The sequence below is a fragment of the Clostridium sp. YIM B02555 genome (assembly GCF_022320955.1).
Taxonomy (GTDB): domain Bacteria; phylum Bacillota; class Clostridia; order Clostridiales; family Clostridiaceae; genus Clostridium; species Clostridium saccharoperbutylacetonicum.
This window is the reverse complement of record NZ_JAKJJY010000004.1, coordinates 98927-118219: the sequence shown is the minus strand read 5'-3', so window position 1 is coordinate 118219 and position 19293 is coordinate 98927. Positions and strand designations below refer to the sequence as shown.

Below are 19293 nucleotides of genomic sequence, written 5' to 3'. Positions count from 1 at the left end.
ATGATTTACATATATTTATTTCCACGATAACATTAAGCTGTAAAAACTACGAGGCTATAGGAAATTCCTATAGCCTCTAAGCTTGTACCCAAACTATTTTACCTTACTACTTCCTATATAGATATCCAATTTAACAATCAAACTTATAAATGGAATATGTATACACTATTGAGAAATTAAAATTACAAAACTTCACTAGAAATATGATACATTTTTTCTGGAGCAGGCATGTGAAATTGAGCTGATGAAGGTTCTTAATTGGGGCTTGTTTCATTTACAGCTTGTCTAAAAGTGAATGTCCAAATTTTATATTTGGACATTCACTTTCTCCTTGGGGATTTTACATCTGGAACACGCTGAAATGACGACAAGCCCACATTTAGAACCTTCCAGCGAAAATTTCACTAGTCCTGCGGAAGATAAATGTGTCATATTTCGGTAACTGTAGCATAAGTCCAATTCTTGCTTTGGATATCTATATATTAAATCTATGTATCTTTTTACTTAATCTTTCTGCTAATTCAGAGGTACCTTGTGCCTGCTTTGCAACTTCTTCTAAAGCCAAACTAGATTCACTAATACTCGCTAATATTTCTTCTGAACTTGATGCTGATTGCTCACTAGTTGCTGAAATATTAGTCATCGAATTGTTTACTTCAGAAATATTTTTAGCTATGGTATTTACTGATAACAAGGTTTGTTGTGACATATTATTTACAAACTCTGCATCTTCCTTATACCTTTGTCCAACTGATTTTAATTTTTCATAATCTGGTTTAACATGATTATCTATAAATTTTAATACGTCTTCTATATTTTCAACTAAATAATTAATGGAATTTCTAACTTCTCCAACTGTATTACTTATATTTGTAACTGCTCCAGCAGATTGCTCTGCTAAACCTCTTACCTCATCTGCTACTACTGCAAATCCCTTACCAGCCTCACCTGCACGAGCAGCTTCTATTGATGCATTAAGTGCTAAAAGATTGGTTTGTTCTGATATTTCTCCTATAACCTCTGCCATTTTACCTATTTCTTCAACTACTTTTGTATTTGAAATTGCTTGTTTAATTTTTATTTCCTTTTCATTATATAATTCATTTGCAGTAGCTGATGATCCTTCTGCACCATCTTTAACTTTTAATGCTCTCTCCATTATCTCATCTGATGTATGCTCTAATTTCATAGTATTATCAGCTAACTTTTTAACTAAATCGTTCATTTCCTCTGAAGAGTTGCTTACTTCTATAGTAGAATGACTCAACTGAGTATTACCTTGTGAAATTTGTTGAACTGATTCCTTTATATTTATCATGGTTGCAGAAACTTCTTCCATTGTTGCTGTGAGTTCTTCACTTGATGCACTCATTTCACTTACTCCGTCTACAAGTTCTGAAACAAGCTCTCTCGTATTGTTTAGCGAAACATTCAACGCTTTTCCCATAATTCCAAGTTCATCGTCTGCTGTTATTTTAAGTTCCTTAGTTAAATCACCAGAAGCTAAATTATGCGCAAAATTCACAACATTATTGATTCTCTTTTTAAGCCAAAATGACATTCTTAATCCTAAAAATAATGCTATTAATGCACCAGCAATTATGCTTACAATTTCAATCATTGATGAACTTTTAAAAATGCTCTGATTTGCATCAGTCATCTCTTGGGCTTCCTTAATATTATCATCAATTATTGCATTTATACTATCAATTAAGTTTTTACTTGCTGTAATATACTCTGTCTTATATAACGTTTGAGACTTATCATAATCATTGGCTTTAACAGCATTCATTATATTAGTTTTTGCTTCTCTATATTTAGCTAAATTAACTTTTAATTTCTCGTAATCATCCTTTTCTTTTTGACTCGAATGTGGAATTTCTTCATAAGCTGCATAAAGTTCATTATTGTAAGTAGTAATATTAGTCATTTCTTGTATTCTCTCACTGCTGTCACTCTTAAAATCTTTATTAATTATATGCTCCATATCAACTATTGCTTGATTGTTATTAATTCTTACAGAATACATTTTTTCTAGTGATATCACATTATTATTATAAATCTTATCTGCATTACCATTAATTGTATTCATGTTGCGCAAGCCTACCATACCAACGGCTATTAGAAATACTGTACTTATTATACTTGTAGCGACCAATTTTTGAGATATCTTTATTTTGTTGAACATTATGTCATCTCCTTCTCAATATCCTTAACCTATTTATAATTTACCCTCTATTATTTATAATCGTATTCAAATCACATAAATTTAACCAAATCTATAATTAAAATAAATGTGGCATTATTTTCTCTTTCAAGCTTCAACTAAAGAACATAAATATAATTGAAGAGACTCTCGTTAATGACAGCCTCTTCAAATTTATTTATATTAGCTATTTGTTAAAAGTCCTTTATCTAGTGTTACTAAAATCTTAACATGCTTCTTTTTTTCTGGACCTGTTAGTGCTCCAAAGCCTTCTTCAACTATATCATCTAAATGTATTTTCTTTGTCACATATCCTTCTGCCTTTATTCTTCCATCCTTTATTTGAGCAATAGTTTTTATAATATTAATAAAAGTACATTTCAACAGCCTTATTCTAAGCTGAATAATTATAAAAAATTAACTTTCTCACAATAATCGAGCATCCTTTTTATAGCACTTTCATCTAGTTTACCCCATTCAAAACCAAATTCTTTTAAAATAGCATTTGTTCTATCACTAACAGTTACAAATGTTGTTAGATTATTATTTTCAAGTAAACCTAAATGAACCATAACATCATCAACATATTCCCTTAATTTTTCATCTTCGCTCTTTACTGAAATATAAGATAGAAAATCATCCATATTTTTAAGTTCTATATCTTTATATTTTCTTCTTAATGCGTACATTAAATCCATTGCATTTAATTTTTTAGGATTTTCTATATGGAATACTTCATTCCTGTAATTGGTCTTGTTAAAAATAATAATAATTGCTTTAGCCAATTTATCTACATAAGAAAAATCAAAAACATTTCCTTTTATTTCTGGTACACATTTAAGTTTAATAAATGCTTTGATATTCTTATAGAATGCATTTTCTGTTATATTTTCTTGAAATAGTCCTGTTTCGTAATTAAACGTTACATTTCCAAGTCTAAATATCTTAGTATTTAGTGATTTTTTACTGGCTTCTTCAACTAACTTTTCAGCTTCTAATTTTGAACGTACATATACATTATCGCACTCTTGGCCAATATCAATATCCAATTCTGAGAACATAACAACTTCTTTATTGGGAATTCTTCCACTTCCAACACTCATGGTAGATATTTGATTAAAGTCTTTCATTAAACCTTTTTCAGCAAAATCTAATAAATGCTTTGTGCCTAAAACATTTATATTGTAGAAATCTTCATACTTACCATAGTGTTTTACATTAGCTGCAGAATTAATTATGCAATCTATTACTAAAGATAATTTTTTATAAGTATCAATATCCATTCCTAGATAATCCTCTGATATATTCCCTATTAAAATTGTTATTCTATTTTTATATCTGACATAAAATTCTTTTCCAAAATAGAAATCAGCTTTTTTAATTACTCTATCTTCAGCTTTTTTAATATCTTTACCTCTTAATAACAAATATACTTTACTATCTGTGCTTATTAAAAGCTCTTTTAAAATATTTATGCCAACATACCCAGTACTACCTGTAAGCAGAATATTTTTGTAAGTCACTTTATCATTTACTCGAAAATTTCTATATTTTTTAATATTATTTATATATAAATCATAATCTGATTTTATGGCTTTGGGAATTTTGTTTCCTTCCTCAATCTCTGTAATACTTACCTCTTCCTTAGCTGCTCTAACCTCTGATCTTGATATTTCTTCTATAAACTTAATGTTAAGTGCCAATTCTTGTATAGTTGGGTACTTAAATATATCATTTATAGCAATACTAAATTCCTTTGCTAATCTTGAAACTACTGAAATTGCCTTTAATGAATTTCCCCCTATTTCAAAGAAATTCAAATCAGTACTTATATTTTTTATCCCTAATATTTTACTCCATGCCTTAGAAATTTTTTCTTCAATATTATTTTTAGGCATTATATATTCATAATTAAAATCAGATGACTTTGGAGTAGGAAGTGCTTTTCTTTCAACTTTTCCATTAGAATTAACGGGCATCCTTTCAAGCTGCATTATATGTGAAGGAATCATATAACTTGGAAGTTCCCTTTTCAAAAATTCCTTTATTTCCTTTGGAGAAACTTTTTCCTTACTTACAACATATGCACATAAATATTTATTTCCACTCTCATCACTCTTGTCCACCACTACTGCTTCTTTTACTTTTGAATATTTTAATAATTCTCCTTCAATTTCCTGCAGTTCTATTCTAAAGCCATTAATTTTCACTTGATAATCCATTCTTCCCATAAAGTGTATATTTCCATCTGGCAGCCACTTTGCAAGGTCACCAGTTTTATATATTTTTTCTCCACTCACATATGGATTTTCTATAAATTTTTCTTTTGTAAGCTCTTCTCTATCCAAATATCCTCTTGCAATGCCGGCTCCACCTACACATAGTTCTCCCGGAATCCCTATTGGAAGCAGGTTATTATTTTTATCCATTATATACGCTGTTGAATTAGATATTGGAGTTCCTATAGGTATTGCTATATTTTCATTCCATTTTCCCTTGACTTCATACAATGTTGAAATCACTGCATTTTCAGTTGGTCCATATGCATTTAGAATTTTTAAATTCTTATATATTTTTGTTATTTTACTTACCTGCTTACTAGATAAAACATCTCCTCCAACAATTAAACATCTTAAATCTTTAAATATTTCTATATTGCTCTCACAATATTGATTAAATAATGGGGTTGGCATAAGCATTGTTGTTATTTCATTTTTATTAATATAATCCTCTAATTCATTCTCATTAATTATTAAAGCTTTTTCTTCCAAATGTAATTCTGCTCCATTAAGCAGTGTGATCCAAACCTGGAATACTGATGCATCAAAAGACAAAGATCCAGATTGAAGAATTTTATCATTGCTGCTAATCCCTATATACTCAGAATTACTTACAAGGTTTACTAAATTCCTATTTTCTAAACATACTCCTTTAGGCTTTCCAGTTGATCCTGACGTATAAATCACATATACTAAATCTGTAACCGAATTTACGCTGGGAAGATTTTCTTTACTTTCTTTAAATATTTCTTTACTATTTAAATCTATTAATTGTATATTTATTTTTTCTAATTTAACCTTATCTAATTGATGTCTTTTAATTAATATTATCTTACTTCCACTGTCCTCAAGCATATATCTTATTCTTGCTTCAGGATAATCTTCATCTATTGGCAGATATGCAGCTCCGCTTTTTATTATAGCGAGCATGCCAATTATTGTATCTATACTCCTATCACATAATATTGGTACAATGTCTTCTCTGCCTATTCCATTTTTCATTAATAAATTCCCAAGCTGATTTGCTCTTTCATTTAATTCCTTATAAGCTAGATATTGTCCATTTGATACAAGTGCAGTTTTATTTTGTAAATTTTTAGCTTCTTCTTCAAATCTCTCCTTTATTGTTTTATTATGAGCGTAAGTTTTTTTTCTATTATTAAATTCATTTAATATAATATTTTTCTCCCACTTAGATAACATATCAAAATTATCAATAGGCTTATCCAAATCTTCAAGAACTCTTTCTATTATATTAATATAATGTTTTATAAAACTTTCTATTGTTTCCCTTTTATATAATTCTGTTTGATATTCTAATTCACCTGATATTTTGTCCTTATCCTCTTTTAATATCATAGAAATAGGAAATTTAGCCATAGTGCTTTTCAACCTATATGCTGATATTTCTGTATCCTCTAACCTTAAATTATCAATATTTATATTTTGAAAAGATAAAACCACATTAAAAAGTGATACTTTCTTTATATTTAATTTTTCAATTATGTTCTTAAGATCATAGTTTTGATTTTCGAATGCTTTTAAGGAATTTTCCTTAACTTCCTTTAAGAACTCCCTAAAACTACTATTCTTATTTATTTTATTTCTTAAAGGTAATGTATTAACAAACATTCCTACTGTATCTTTCAACTCTTCAGAAGTTCTTCCCGCTGCTGGAGTTCCTATTATTAGATCATCTTGACCAGTATACTTATATAAAAGCACATTATATGCTGCCATATAAAACATAAACTTTGTTACTCCTAAGTTATTTATAACTTGATTTATTTTTAAAGTTAATGCTTCATCCATTTCAAAGGTTAATATATCTCCTTTAAAACTTTCAGCTGGTATCTCTTTATAATCTGAAGGCATATTTAATTTAGGAATTTCTCCTTTAAACATATTAAGCCAACATTTTTCCTGACCATCTAATAACCCATTTCTATATAAATTATTTTGCCAATTAGAAAAATCCTTATATTGAACTTTGGGCATTACAAGTTTTTCTCCATTATATAATGAAGATAGTTCTTTTGTTATTATGCTTATCGAAACTCCATCTGAAACTATGTGATGTATATCTATGAGTAATATTGATGCGTCATCAAATTTGATAAGGTTAACATGGATAAGCGGTGCTTTACCCAAATCAAATGGTTTTATAAAATTTTCAATTTTAATTTTATCTTCATTAAATTTACTATTTATTTTTATATGCTCAACTTTAAAGTTCACTTTTTTATGAACTTTTTGAAATATATTTTCATCAAGCACATGAAAACTTGTCCTTAACGATTCATGCCTATTTATTAATTCATAAATCGCCTTGTCCAATCGTCCATTATCAAAATTACCTTTTATTAAATATGCAATAGGTATATTATAGTTTGTACTATTTAAATCTATTTGATTTATTGCATATATTCTCTTTTGCACTGCTGATGCTTCATAATACTCTTTTTCCTCTACTTTCTCGATTTCATTAAAATTAAAAGCTTCCTCTACAGACATAACTTTTAAATATTCTGCTAATTCTTCTATGGTAGGCTTATTAAATACATCTGTAACAACAATTCTCCTCTTAAATTCTTTATGAATTTTAGAAACTAAATTTATGGCCATTAGTGAATTTCCGCCTATATCAAAGAAATTATCTTTTATTGATATCTCTTTAAGATTAAATATCTGACACCAAATATCTTCAAGTTTTAATTCAATTTCACTCCTAGCTTTTATAAATTCAGTATCCTTTTGTGATAAATCAGGGCTTGGCAATGCTCTTTTGTCAATCTTCCCATTACAATTAAGAGAAAATTTTTCAAGCTGTATTATATATGAAGGTATCATATAATTAGGCAGTTCCTTTTTTAAAAAATCCTTTATTTCTTTTGATGAAACCTTTTCTTCACTTAAAACATATGCACATAAATATTTATTTCCACTTTCATCATTTTTATCTATTACTACAGCTTCTTTTATTCTTGAATATTGTAATAATTGTGCTTCAATTTCTTGCAGCTCTATTCTAAAGCCTCGAATTTTTACTTGATTATCAATCCGTCCCATAAAGGATATATTCCCATCTGGCAGCCATTTTGCAAGATCACCAGTTCTATATATTTTTTCTCCATTTACATAAGGATTTTCTATAAATTTTTCTTTTGTAAGCTCTTCGCGATTTAAATATCCATCTGCAATTCCATCTCCACCTACACATAACTCTCCTGGAACACCTATTGGAAGTAAGTTGTTGTCCTTATCCATTATATAGGCAGTTGAATTAGCAATAGGCTTACCAATTGGTATTTGAATATTTTCATCCCATTCTCCGCTTATAGCATAAGTAGTTGAAAAAGTAGTGTTTTCAGTTGGTCCATATCCATCAATTATTATCAAATCCTTATGAGCCTTTTTTAGCTTGCTTACAGAAATAGGCGAAACCACATCTCCACCAGTTAATAAACATCTTAATGGCTTAAATAAATTTATATTTTCTTTACATAATTGATTAAATAATGGTGCGGTAAACCAGGATATTGTAATTTTATTTTCTCTTAAGTAACCTTCAAGTAATTCTGGATTTAAAATAACATCTTTTGATTCTACAAATAACTGCGTTCCATTAAGAAGAGCTCCCCACACCTCAAAAGTGGATGCATCAAATGCAATAGAGCCTGTTTGAAGTATTCTGTCATCTTCTTTAAATTCAATAAAGTTAGTATTCTTAATAAGTCTGATTACATTTTTTTGCTTTATACATACTCCTTTAGGTTTTCCTGTAGAACCTGATGTATACATTACATAGATTAAATCATCTATAGTATTAATCTGTTCTAGATTATCTGTACTTTCATTTAATATCTCTTCATCCTCATAATTTATTGTTTCCATATAATTTTCAAATTTAAACTTATCTAATGAACTCTTTTTTCCTAAAATAACTCTGCTTCTAACTTCTTCTAACATATAATCTATTCTTGATTTAGGATATTCTCCATCTATTGCTAAATAGGCACCTCCACTTTTTACAATAGCCAGCATTCCTATAATAGTTTCTAAATTTTTGTCACATAATATTGGTACTATGCTGTTTCTTGTTATTCCTCTTTTTCTTAATGCAGCTGCAATTTGATTTGCTCTTTCATTTACCTCTCTATATGTTAAAGCTTTACCTTTTGACACCAATGCAATTTTATCCTTAGAGGCATCAACTACTTTTTCAAATAATTTACCTATTGATTCATTTTTAGGATATTCTTTTTTTGTATTATTAAATTCATTTAATATAAGATTTTTCTCTTTTTCAGAAACTATCTGTATTTCTGAAATTTTTATATTAAGATCACTAATAATCTGCTTTGCAATGCACTCCATACTATTAACCATTTGTGTAATTTGCTCTTCAGTGTAATCTTCTATTCTGTACTGAACTTCTAACTCGATATTTTCATTCTTTTTTAATTCTTTAATAAAAATATGCAATGGAATATTTGTGTATTCTTGAGCAAAAATCTCATTACTAATACTCATATTGTAATTATTTTTTACATTATAACTTTCAAATGAAAAATAATTTACACAAAATTTAAATAAAGAATCAACTCCCCTTTTCTTTAGTTCTAAATCCTGAGCCAATAAGTCATAAGGATATTTTTGATTAGCATAACAGCTTTTGAGTTCACTATTCAAATAATTTAAAAATTCATTAAAACTAATATCATCTTCTAAATTTATTCTTAAAGGCATAATTCCTGTAAACATACCTATAGTTTTCCTTTGGCGTTCATTACTTCTATTAAAGCAGGCAGCAGCAAGTGTTATATCATTATCCCCGAATATCCGGCTCATATATATACTTGAAATAGAAATAAAAAATTTATTTAAAGTAATGTTATGTTCCTTCAAAAATTCTTTAAGTGTATCTCGCAGCTCACTATTTAATACGAATGCTTTTGTTTTTGATTTGATACTTTTAGGATTTATATATAAAGAATTTGCGTTTAGATTTGAAAATTTTTGGTTCCAAAATTGCTTATTTTTTTTAAATTCTTCAGAACTTAAGTATTCTCTTTCATCAGCTATAAAATCTATATATGAATTTTCAAGATTAGAATCAACAATTTGATTATTGCATAATTGTTGATATATATTAGAAAGTTGTTCGAGTAATAAATTACAAGACATACCATCGAAGATAATGTGATGTATAAAAAAACATACTCCCATTCTTTCATTATTAATTTTATAAATAAAGAACTTGAATAGTAGTTCATTTTGTCTGTATAGACTTTTCACACCTTCATTCATACAAAATTCTTTAAGTTCTTTCTCAGCATTATTATTGTATATTGTAAAATCTAAAAAAGGTATATTAATAAATTTGTATTCCTCCACGTATTGATATAACTTTCCTTCCTCTTCACAGAATTTTAACCTTAATGAATCATTTTTTTTAATGATTAGATTTATTGTCTTCTCTAATAGATGAATATCTAAGTTACTACCAATATGAATTTTCGATACAATATTATGCATTGTTGTGTTAGGAAACAATATCTCATTGTACCAAATTCTCTTTTGTGGATGACTTATCTCAAATTTTTTATTAACACTGTTCAAAAAAAAACACCTCCCAATATATTATTTTTCTAAATGCATTATAATCTATAACCAATTTTATCTTCAATTACCATATTTTAATAATCAATCAATATATGGTAGTTATTTTAAAATATTCTATATATATACATAGTAATTTTTAACAAACTAAAAATATATACAAGTTATGTTAAAGATTTTAGAATAATTCATTAAAATTACTATTTTCTTGTGAAGCACTACTTTGTAAGGTATGGAAGGTGTTCTAAAAAAGTTTAATCTTTCTTCCTCAATTTTAAGAAAAGATTCAAACCTAATAAATTTGAAGAGGCTATCGTAACGATAGCCTCTTCAAATTTATTTATATTAGTTATTTGTTAAAAGTCCTTTATCTGGTGTTACTAAAATCTTAACATGTTTCTTTTTTTCTGGACCTGTTAGTGCTCCAAAGCCTTCCTCAACTATATCATCTAAATGTATTTTCTTTGTCACATACCCTTCTGCCTTTATTCTTCCATCCTTCATTTGAGCAATAGTTGCTGGAAATTCATGTCTATATGCTAAAGTTCCAATAATCTTCTTTTCAGAAAATACTAATGAATTAGGATTAATTTTAGCATCACCTTCCCATATACTTGTTATTACTAAGGTTCCTTCGAATTTTATACTTTCAATTCCTATATCTAAACCTACTTGAGCTCCTGTAGTTTCAAAAGCTACATCAACCCCCAATCCATTTGTAAGCTTTTTAACTTCCTCTACTATATTCACTTCATTAGGATCTAATACTACATCTGCACCTGCTCTTTTAGCATATTCTTGTCTTATTGATTTTCTTTGCAATACTATTACTAATTTTGCACCTGCTGCTTTTAAGCATTCTATGGTTGCAAGCCCTATTGGTCCTGAGCCTAAAACTAATGCAGTATCCCCTGTTTGAAATTTACCAATTCTAATTGAATGTAATGCCACAGCCATTGGTTCAACTAGAGCTGCCTGCTCATAAGACATTTCATCTGGTATTTTATGTACAAATTTCTCTGGAAAAACTGTATATTCAGCTAATCCTCCTCCACTTCCACAAAGTCCATGAAATCCTAAAGATGAACATAAATTATATTTTCCTTCAAGACATGCTGGACATTTTCCACATGCAACTATTGGTTCTACTATTACTCTATCTCCAACTTTAAAATTCGTTACATTATTACCAATCTCTACAACTTCTCCTGAAAACTCATGTCCTAAAACAACTGGAGCAGTTGTTCCGCTTAATGGATGTGGTTGTCCTACTGGTATAAATATAGGTCCTCCTAAATATTCATGCAAATCTGAACCGCATATACCACACCATTTTACTTTGATCTTTACACCATCACTTGTTATTATTTTTGGTTCTTCAATTTCTTCAACTCTAACATCTTTCTTTTCATACCATAATGCAGCTTTCATATAAACTCCTCCTAATAACTAATTGTTAATTTATTCACATTTATATAGAGCAATATCTATGCCAAAGCTGTCACTATAAAATTATATTTTTATTTTAACAACTTCACATGACTTATTTTCTAAAGCTTCGTAATAAAACTATAGCAAATCGTAAACTTAATTTAAAATAAAAAATGTATCAAAATGATACATTTTTTTATTATCATTTTGATACACTCTATACTTAATTCTCATTTTGATACATCTATTCCATAACTTTTTATCTTTCTATATAAAGTTGCTCTTCCTATATTTAATAGTTTAGCTGCTAATTGAATATTTCCATTACACTCCATTATAGCATTTCTTATTGCTTTTTCCTCAATCTCACTAAGGGGTATTATATCAAATCCTTCTTTTAATAACTTCTGTTCAATAATTTTTTCATGATTATTGTTACTATCTAAGAAATCTATATTTACAATTTCACCTTCACTTATATAGTAATCTCTTTCAACAACATTTTTAAGTTCACGTATATTTCCAGGCCAATCATATTTATTCAACTCATCAATATAGGAGTTTTTTACACTTACAGCGTTATTTTTACTTTTTAAATTTAAATTATTAATAAATTCATTTATAAGCAAATCTATATCTTCTTTTCTTCTTCTAAGAGGTATTGTTTTTATTTCCATTACACTTAGCCTATAGTATAAATCTTCCCTGAAATTTTTCTTCCTTATTTCATTTTTCAATATCCTATTGGTAGCCCCAATAATTCTCACATCTAATTGTTTTTCAAAGGTTCCTCCTACTCTAACAATCTTTCCATTATCTAATACTCTAAGAAGTTTGCTTTGAATATCTAGAGGCAATTCTCCAATTTCATCTAAAAAAATTGTTCCACCATCTGCTAATTCAAATTTCCCTGGATGTCCTTCCTTTGACGCTCCTGTAAAAGCACCTTTTTCGTATCCAAATAACTCACTTTCAACAAGTTCACTTGGAATTGAAGCACAATTCACAGCAACAAATGGTCCTCTTGCTCGATTACTATAATTATGTATTGACTGTGAAATTAATTCCTTACCAGTCCCACTTTCTCCTTGAATTAAAATATTACAGTCACTCTTTGCAGCCTTCTTAGAAAAATCTATCATTTTTTTCATTTCTAAATTATTTGTTGTAATATCTTTGAACTGATATTGAGCTTTGTATCCAACAAATTTATTAATCAATTTATGTACTACTTCAACTTTTGAAAAAGTTATTACCATTCCACTATTTTTTCCATTTTTGCTTATTGGACGTATATTTATAACGCACCTAATTCTTTCATTATTTATAGAAAAATCCCATTCTATATTGTTTATACTTTTATAAAAATCAATTCCTTTTAAAACATGCTTTATATCTATATTCATGGCTTCTTCTAAAGCTATGTCTAAAATTTTTAACGCCTGCCCATTAATTCTTTTTATTTTCATATGCTCATCCATAACTATCATACCCTCTGATATGGAATCAAAAGTGGCATTTAGTAATTTATATGAAATAGCCAGTTCCATTTGCTTTTGTATTGATTGAGCTGCTGCAGTTACTATTCCTAAAGTGTGTGAATGGGCATTATAATAATTACCAGACATATTAATGCATCCAATTAAATTATCATCTTCATCATATATTGGAGCTGCTGAGCATGTCCAAGAGTGTTGATTTATTCCATAATGCTCTGCCCCTATAGTTTGAACTGGTTTATTGAGATATAATGCAGTGCCTATAGCATTAGTTCCAACTACTTTTTCGGACCACAATTCTCCTTTTAAGAAATTCAAATCTTCTGCTCTCTCCATTATATCCTTATCACCTATTATATCTATAATATATCCATCTCTATCAACCAAGAATATAGCAAAGCCCGATCCATGAACCATACTATATATACTTTCTATAACAGGTCTTGCAACAGAAATAAGTTCACTATTTTTATTGATTAACTTATTTATATCTGGATGCTTAATATTTCCCTTCCCATTATGAGGATTAACCCCATACTTTCTGCATCTTATCCATGAATCAGCAATTTCTCTTCTAACCTTTGAATCCACTTTTCCTGTATCTATAAATTTTTCCCATGCTTTAGTGATAAATTCAATATAATCCTTCATATGTTTTTCTCCATTATAAAATTTAAATTACTTATTTGTTAAATTTTTAGTATCTCTTAATCAAAGTAATTAATTCATAACATTTTATCTTTTATATCAATTATACACCATACTCAATATAATTCTTCGTTTTTAATTCCTTTTATTATAATATTGTTAACTTTCTCTACTTCACCTTCACTAAGCCCTCTTCTTTTGATAGAATTAACAAATATATTAGTTATTTGTTCCCAATTATTAATATTTTCTCTCTGCAATTCAATATCTTTTATGAGTTCATAAACATTTTTATCCATCTTATCTTACTCCCCTATTTAATTAAATACTATAAAACCATTATATCGAACTTACGTTCTGTTGTAAATAAAATAAAAAAACTATGCCTTTCAGTAGGATTGCTCTTACTTTCTTTGCATAGTTCTTTCATACCCATATTATTCAATCTATTAATTAAACAAATAAACCTATGTCAATTAAACCTTCATCAAAAATTTTCCTAAATCCATATCCAAATCCTTTATATGTTTTCTCCACCAAAGTGACATACTATTTTGTAATTTTATGGCTGAAGCAGAAGATAAACCTTCCTTTTCAATCATGCTCTTAAAATTATTTAAATCCATTTTAAACTCTTCATGTTCCTTATGTTGAGTCTCATACTTTGGGTAATTATTTCTTTTTTGAAGTTCTTCTTCCTCATTAAAATGTTTAACAACGTAATCTTCTAAAAACTTCAATGTATCCATAACCTCCGTCTTGCCTTTTCCCTCTTTCATTGCTAATATTAATTTATTCATTCTATCGAACAATTCTTTGTGCTGATTATCAATTTTATCAACACCAACAGCTAAATTTTGATCCCATTTAATTTCCATACTCAATACACCTCTCAAAATTTTATTATTTATTTTAAGCATATTATACTATTTTTTGTTTTTTTCTTCATAATTTTGTTTTTACATATTGTAATATTATAATACTAATTATATATACTTTCTCACTTTTCAGACATTTATTTACACCATTTCTTGTCTTTTTATAATATTTTTTTAATTAAATTGTATTATGATTTAATTTTAAATAAGCTATTATTCGTTTTATTGTGCAACTTTAAACTAAGAATATTATCTAAAATCTTCTAAAAATTTTAGAATCAAAAAAGATTATGCAAATAGGATAAATATTTTCTCCCATTTGCATAACCTTAAAATACATTCAATATATTTACTTTAGCACTCTTAATTAAAAGTATTTTATTCTTCAATAAATTTAATAAGTTCTTTGTTAAATCTATCTTTCTCATCATAAAAGGAAGCGTGTCCACTAAATTCAAAAGGCAAAAGCTTCGAATCTTTAATGCATTTTTCTTGTATCTCTCCTAATTCAAAAGGCACAACTTTATCATGAATCCCATGAATAATTAGAGTCGGAACGTTTATTTCTTCTAAATCAGAAAAGAAAACTTCATTTATCCAGGCATTTGCAATTGCTGCTGTTGCCCACCCTGCTGCCTGTAATCCTAATTGGAAAAACCAATTTGAAAAGGCTTCACTTATATGTTGATAGAAAAATATATCTCCAAACCCTTGAAGCATCTTTGGTCTATCACTGTATGTTCCTTCAATAAGATTGATAACCGTCTCTTTATCTAAACCATAAGGAAAGTTCGGGCGCTTAATAAGACTTGGAGCTGCAGCTGCAAAAAGAGCTAACTTCGATACTCCATGACCTTTATGACGTGCCATATATCTTACAGCAATTGCTCCTCCAGTTGAATGTCCTGCTAGTGTTATATTTCTTAACTTTAAGGCATCAATTATACACCTGACATCATCTGACAACCTATCGAAATTATAACCTTTGTAAGGCTTATCTGACTCTCCAAAACCTCTTGTATCTATACCAATACACCTATATCCTAACTTTGGTAAAACATCAAATTGATATTCAAATAATTTATGACTGCCTGGCCAGCCATGTATAAATAAAATAGTATTATCAGCTCCTTCATTAAGATCTTCTACATAAATCTTTACATTAGGTTCTACTTTAATATAGTACCCCATATATAATCTCCTCAAACAAAATAACTTATTTTTATATCATATTATTTTGAATTCAAATTTGTTAACTTTTTAATATGATATTATTTGTTTTCAGTTTTCACAGGATAAAAAATATTGATTGATAATTATAAATACCAAAGCTCCTAATGTTATTTTTCTACATAATAAAAGAACAGTCTATTTCAACTGTCCTCAATTCAAGTATTAAGAATGTAACATTACTTTATTTTAAACAATAAAGTAATGCTATAGATATTCAATTTAATAATCAAACTTATAAATGGAATATGTATACACTTTTGAGAAATTAAAATTATAAAACTACACTAGAAATATGATACATTTTTTTCTGGAGCAGGCATGTGAAATTGAGCTGATGAAGGTTCTTAAGAAGATAAGTGAAAGTCCAAATCTATGATTTGGTTTCTTGAACTTAGTTAACTCATTCCTGAGTTAACCTCATTTAAAAAACTGATTTGGTGTGAATCGCTTACTCAGCGAACGAACGTGAGTCGAGTTTCCTCTATGGCTTGTTTCATTTCAGTTTGTCCAAAAGTGAATGTCCAAAAAGTAAGTGTCCAAATTTTATATTTGGAAACACGAACTTTCTCCCTGGAGCTTTTATATTTGGAAACATGAACTTTCTCCTTGGGGATTTTACATCTGGAACACGCTGAAGTGACGACAAGCCCATCTTTAGAACCTTCCCGCGAAAATTTCACTAGTCCTGCGGAAGATAAATGTGTCATATTTAGGTATTTGTTGCATAAATCTAATTCTTACGCTGTGTATCTATATTATAAATTAAAACTAAACTTTAATATTAGCTCTTTACTCAACCTTGATTTTGCGTTATTAATTTATCTTTATTCAAAACATGGTCTAATATCCAGCCAAAAACAAAAGAAAGTATATCATCTAGATACTTATTAGGGTTTTCATCCAACTTTCTAAAATCAATATCCGATATTTTTTTTATAAAATTTTCATGCTCCATTTTCTGATTAGATAATTGAGGATAGTTAATTTGGGCCATATAGTTTTCTTCTGTTTCAAAATGAAATTTAGTGTATTGACGCAAATCTTCTAGTATTTGAACAATTTCATCATACTTGTCCACACGGAGCTCATTTTTTAATAGTTCATATGCTTGATTTCCAATATCAAACAAATGCTCATGCTGCTTATCAATTATGTCAACGCCTATTGAATATTCATTTTTCCATATTAACATCTTTTCCCCTACTTTCTACAATATTATCTTTAATTTTACCATATGTTCCTTATGTAGCAAATATTTTTATTTTTATAAGTAACTTTATTTTCTTATACAAAACAATAATCTTATAAACATAATATGACTATGTTGCAACACCTTCTGATTTTCCCATATAATAAAATACTCCCTTTATGATGGACAGTTTTATTATTTTAAATATATTCTTATTCAAAATGGCAGATTAATTACATCTGTTTGAGTTATAATAAATTAAAGAGATTATTTCACGAAAGCAACAAGGAAAATTCAAATTTGGAAGGACGGTGAAAACCGTTATAAATTTATTAGAACTAATAATAGTATAAAAGGAAAAGATCATTAAAACTTATTTAAAGAAAATATAAAACTCCGAATATTAGATTTTAGTAGATTTTGCGTAACGGTGTTATATGATATTAGAAAAGAAGCTAGCAAAAAAAAGATTAACAGAAGCTTATAATAACGCCAAAATTGAATACTTTGATGACAACTCTAAATATATATTTTTCAGTGATTGTCATAGAGGAGATAGTACCCCATCTGATGAATTTGCAAAAAATCAAAATATCTTTTTATTTGCATTAGAATTCTATTTTAATAATGGCTATACTTATGTTGAAGTTGGCGATGGAGATGAGCTTTGGGAACATTCTAATTTTAAACACATAAGACTTGCACATGATGATGTATATTCTATATTAAAAAAGTTCTTCAATTCTGATAGATTGATTATGCTATATGGTAATCATAACATACAGTTAAAATATAAAAATTTTGTAGAAAAGAATTATTATAAATTTTATGATGATTATAACGAAGAAGAAATAGAATTATTCCCCAATCTCCAAGTACATGAGTCAGTAGTTTTTAAGCATAAAGATACAGGCCAAGAAATATTAACCGTTCATGGTCATCAAGGAGATATAATGAATGACAAGATATGGTTTTTTACTAGGCTCACAGTAAGATATTTTTGGAGATTTCTTCACTCTGTAGGATTTATAAACCCTGCAAGCCCTGTAAAAAGTTCAGAAAAGATTCATAAAATTGAACGTATTTATAGTAATTGGATTAAAACTAACAAAATTATGATCATCTGCGGGCATACCCATAGACCTCATTTTCCAAAAGTGAATGAAATCCCTTATTTCAATGACGGCTCATGTGTTAGAGCAAGTGGAATACAAGGCATTGAGATAGTACACGGACAAATAATGTTGATTGAATGGAAGATTAGAACTTCTTCAAATGGAAGTCTTCATATAAAAAGAAAAATATTAAGAGGTCCAGAACCAATTGGAACCTTTGATTTAAGAACAAGTTCGTGTTAATCATAATTTAAGTAATTCTTTAAGGTTGGAGGTTTAATGTTCAACTCCAACCTTAACATCTAATTTATATGTATTATTAATAGGTTTATAAATTCTTTATTTTATATATTTATTCTCGGAAATCCTATTTCTTAATAATATCATTAAATCAACTAATTCTTCTTAAAATTTAGAAAAATCATATTTTTATACCTCCAGAATTAGGATCAAACCAAAATCTACCGTAAGATTTCATTATCTACTCAGATTCAATCCAATTGTACCTATCAAGATAAAACTTACAAATATTATTTTAGGCAAATTTATTGATTCTTTAAAAAATATAACTCCAATAATAGATAATAACACTATCCCTACACCTGACCAAATTGCATATGCAATTCCTATCTCTAACTTCTTTAAAGCCAATGTTAACATACTTAAGCTTAGAACATAAAAAATAAGCATGGCTATAGCATATTTTACATTTGAAAAACCATCTGACAACTTCATTAAAGTTGTTCCTAAAATTTCAAATGTTATTGCTAAAATTAAATAAATCCAACTCACTTTTAACACCTCTCACAATTATCAATTAATAAACCTTTTATAAAGAATAATGGATATATAAGCAAATAAGAATTAAAAATCCACCAGATTGGATCAAAGTCATACCTTATTAACCAAAATGAAATAGCCTGCAATCCTGAGCATACTGTCAAAACAAGCGAAATCAAACTAATTTTCTTCCATAATATACTCTTTTTACGATACAAATATAGCCCTAAAAATCCTGTTATAGAAATTGCCATATCAAGCGGAAAGAATGACCAATTCCATGCAAATAAAATAGGATTAGTATAATCTTTAAACAATAAATTTTGTGGAATTAAATGAAACAGCGTAATAAACCAATAAATCACGAATCCTATATCTGTAATCAAAACAAAATACTTTAAATTTTTCATTAT

The 19293-nt window shown here is 28.1% G+C and carries 11 protein-coding genes and 1 pseudogene; 1 reads left to right on the top strand and 11 read right to left on the bottom strand.

Annotation, left to right across the window (positions count from 1 at the left end):
• Positions 1 to 475: 475 nt before the first annotated feature.
• From L3B98_RS08155 to L3B98_RS08115, 9 genes and pseudogenes are all read right to left on the bottom strand, one after another.
• Complete coding sequence (locus tag L3B98_RS08155; RefSeq protein ID WP_238916243.1) at positions 476 to 2188, bottom strand: methyl-accepting chemotaxis protein; 1713 nt, start codon at positions 2186 to 2188, stop codon at positions 476 to 478.
• A gap of 201 nt (positions 2189 to 2389) precedes the next feature.
• Positions 2390 to 2560 (bottom strand): annotated as a pseudogene (locus L3B98_RS08150) (butanediol dehydrogenase); the annotation flags it as partial.
• A 53-nt stretch (positions 2561 to 2613) separates the two neighbouring features.
• Complete coding sequence (locus L3B98_RS08145) at positions 2614 to 10107, bottom strand: non-ribosomal peptide synthetase (RefSeq protein ID WP_238916242.1); 7494 nt, start codon at positions 10105 to 10107, stop codon at positions 2614 to 2616.
• 345 nt (positions 10108 to 10452) lie between these two features.
• A complete protein-coding gene (locus tag L3B98_RS08140; protein WP_238916241.1) occupies positions 10453 to 11538 on the bottom strand; it encodes a 2,3-butanediol dehydrogenase in 1086 nt (361 codons plus the stop codon).
• Positions 11539 to 11768: 230 nt separating this feature from the next.
• A complete protein-coding gene (locus tag L3B98_RS08135; RefSeq protein WP_238916240.1) occupies positions 11769 to 13688 on the bottom strand; it encodes a sigma-54-dependent Fis family transcriptional regulator in 1920 nt (639 codons plus the stop codon).
• A gap of 113 nt (positions 13689 to 13801) precedes the next feature.
• Positions 13802 to 13984: a hypothetical protein gene (locus tag L3B98_RS08130; protein ID WP_015392289.1), complete on the bottom strand. Its 183-nt coding sequence runs from the start codon at positions 13982 to 13984 to the stop codon at positions 13802 to 13804.
• A gap of 177 nt (positions 13985 to 14161) precedes the next feature.
• Complete coding sequence (locus tag L3B98_RS08125) at positions 14162 to 14563, bottom strand: hemerythrin family protein (RefSeq protein ID WP_015392287.1); 402 nt, start codon at positions 14561 to 14563, stop codon at positions 14162 to 14164.
• A gap of 378 nt (positions 14564 to 14941) precedes the next feature.
• On the bottom strand, positions 14942 to 15754 hold the full coding sequence (locus L3B98_RS08120) for an alpha/beta hydrolase (protein WP_015392286.1): 813 nt from the start codon (positions 15752 to 15754) through the stop codon (positions 14942 to 14944).
• Between the two features lie 835 nt (positions 15755 to 16589).
• Positions 16590 to 16988, bottom strand: coding sequence for a hemerythrin family protein (locus L3B98_RS08115; protein WP_077362209.1), 399 nt, complete (start codon positions 16986 to 16988; stop codon positions 16590 to 16592).
• A 434-nt stretch (positions 16989 to 17422) separates the two neighbouring features.
• On the opposite strand from L3B98_RS08115, the gene L3B98_RS08110 reads away from it, so the two are divergent.
• A complete protein-coding gene (locus L3B98_RS08110) occupies positions 17423 to 18343 on the top strand; it encodes a metallophosphoesterase (protein WP_238916239.1) in 921 nt (306 codons plus the stop codon).
• Between the two features lie 234 nt (positions 18344 to 18577).
• Here L3B98_RS08110 and L3B98_RS08105 read toward each other — a convergent pair whose 3' ends face one another.
• Positions 18578 to 18892 (bottom strand): multidrug efflux SMR transporter, encoded by a 315-nt coding sequence (locus L3B98_RS08105; protein ID WP_238916238.1) that lies wholly within the window; start codon positions 18890 to 18892, stop codon positions 18578 to 18580.
• A 2-nt stretch (positions 18893 to 18894) separates the two neighbouring features.
• Complete coding sequence (locus tag L3B98_RS08100; protein ID WP_238916237.1) at positions 18895 to 19290, bottom strand: YvaD family protein; 396 nt, start codon at positions 19288 to 19290, stop codon at positions 18895 to 18897.
• Positions 19291 to 19293 lie beyond the last annotated feature (3 nt).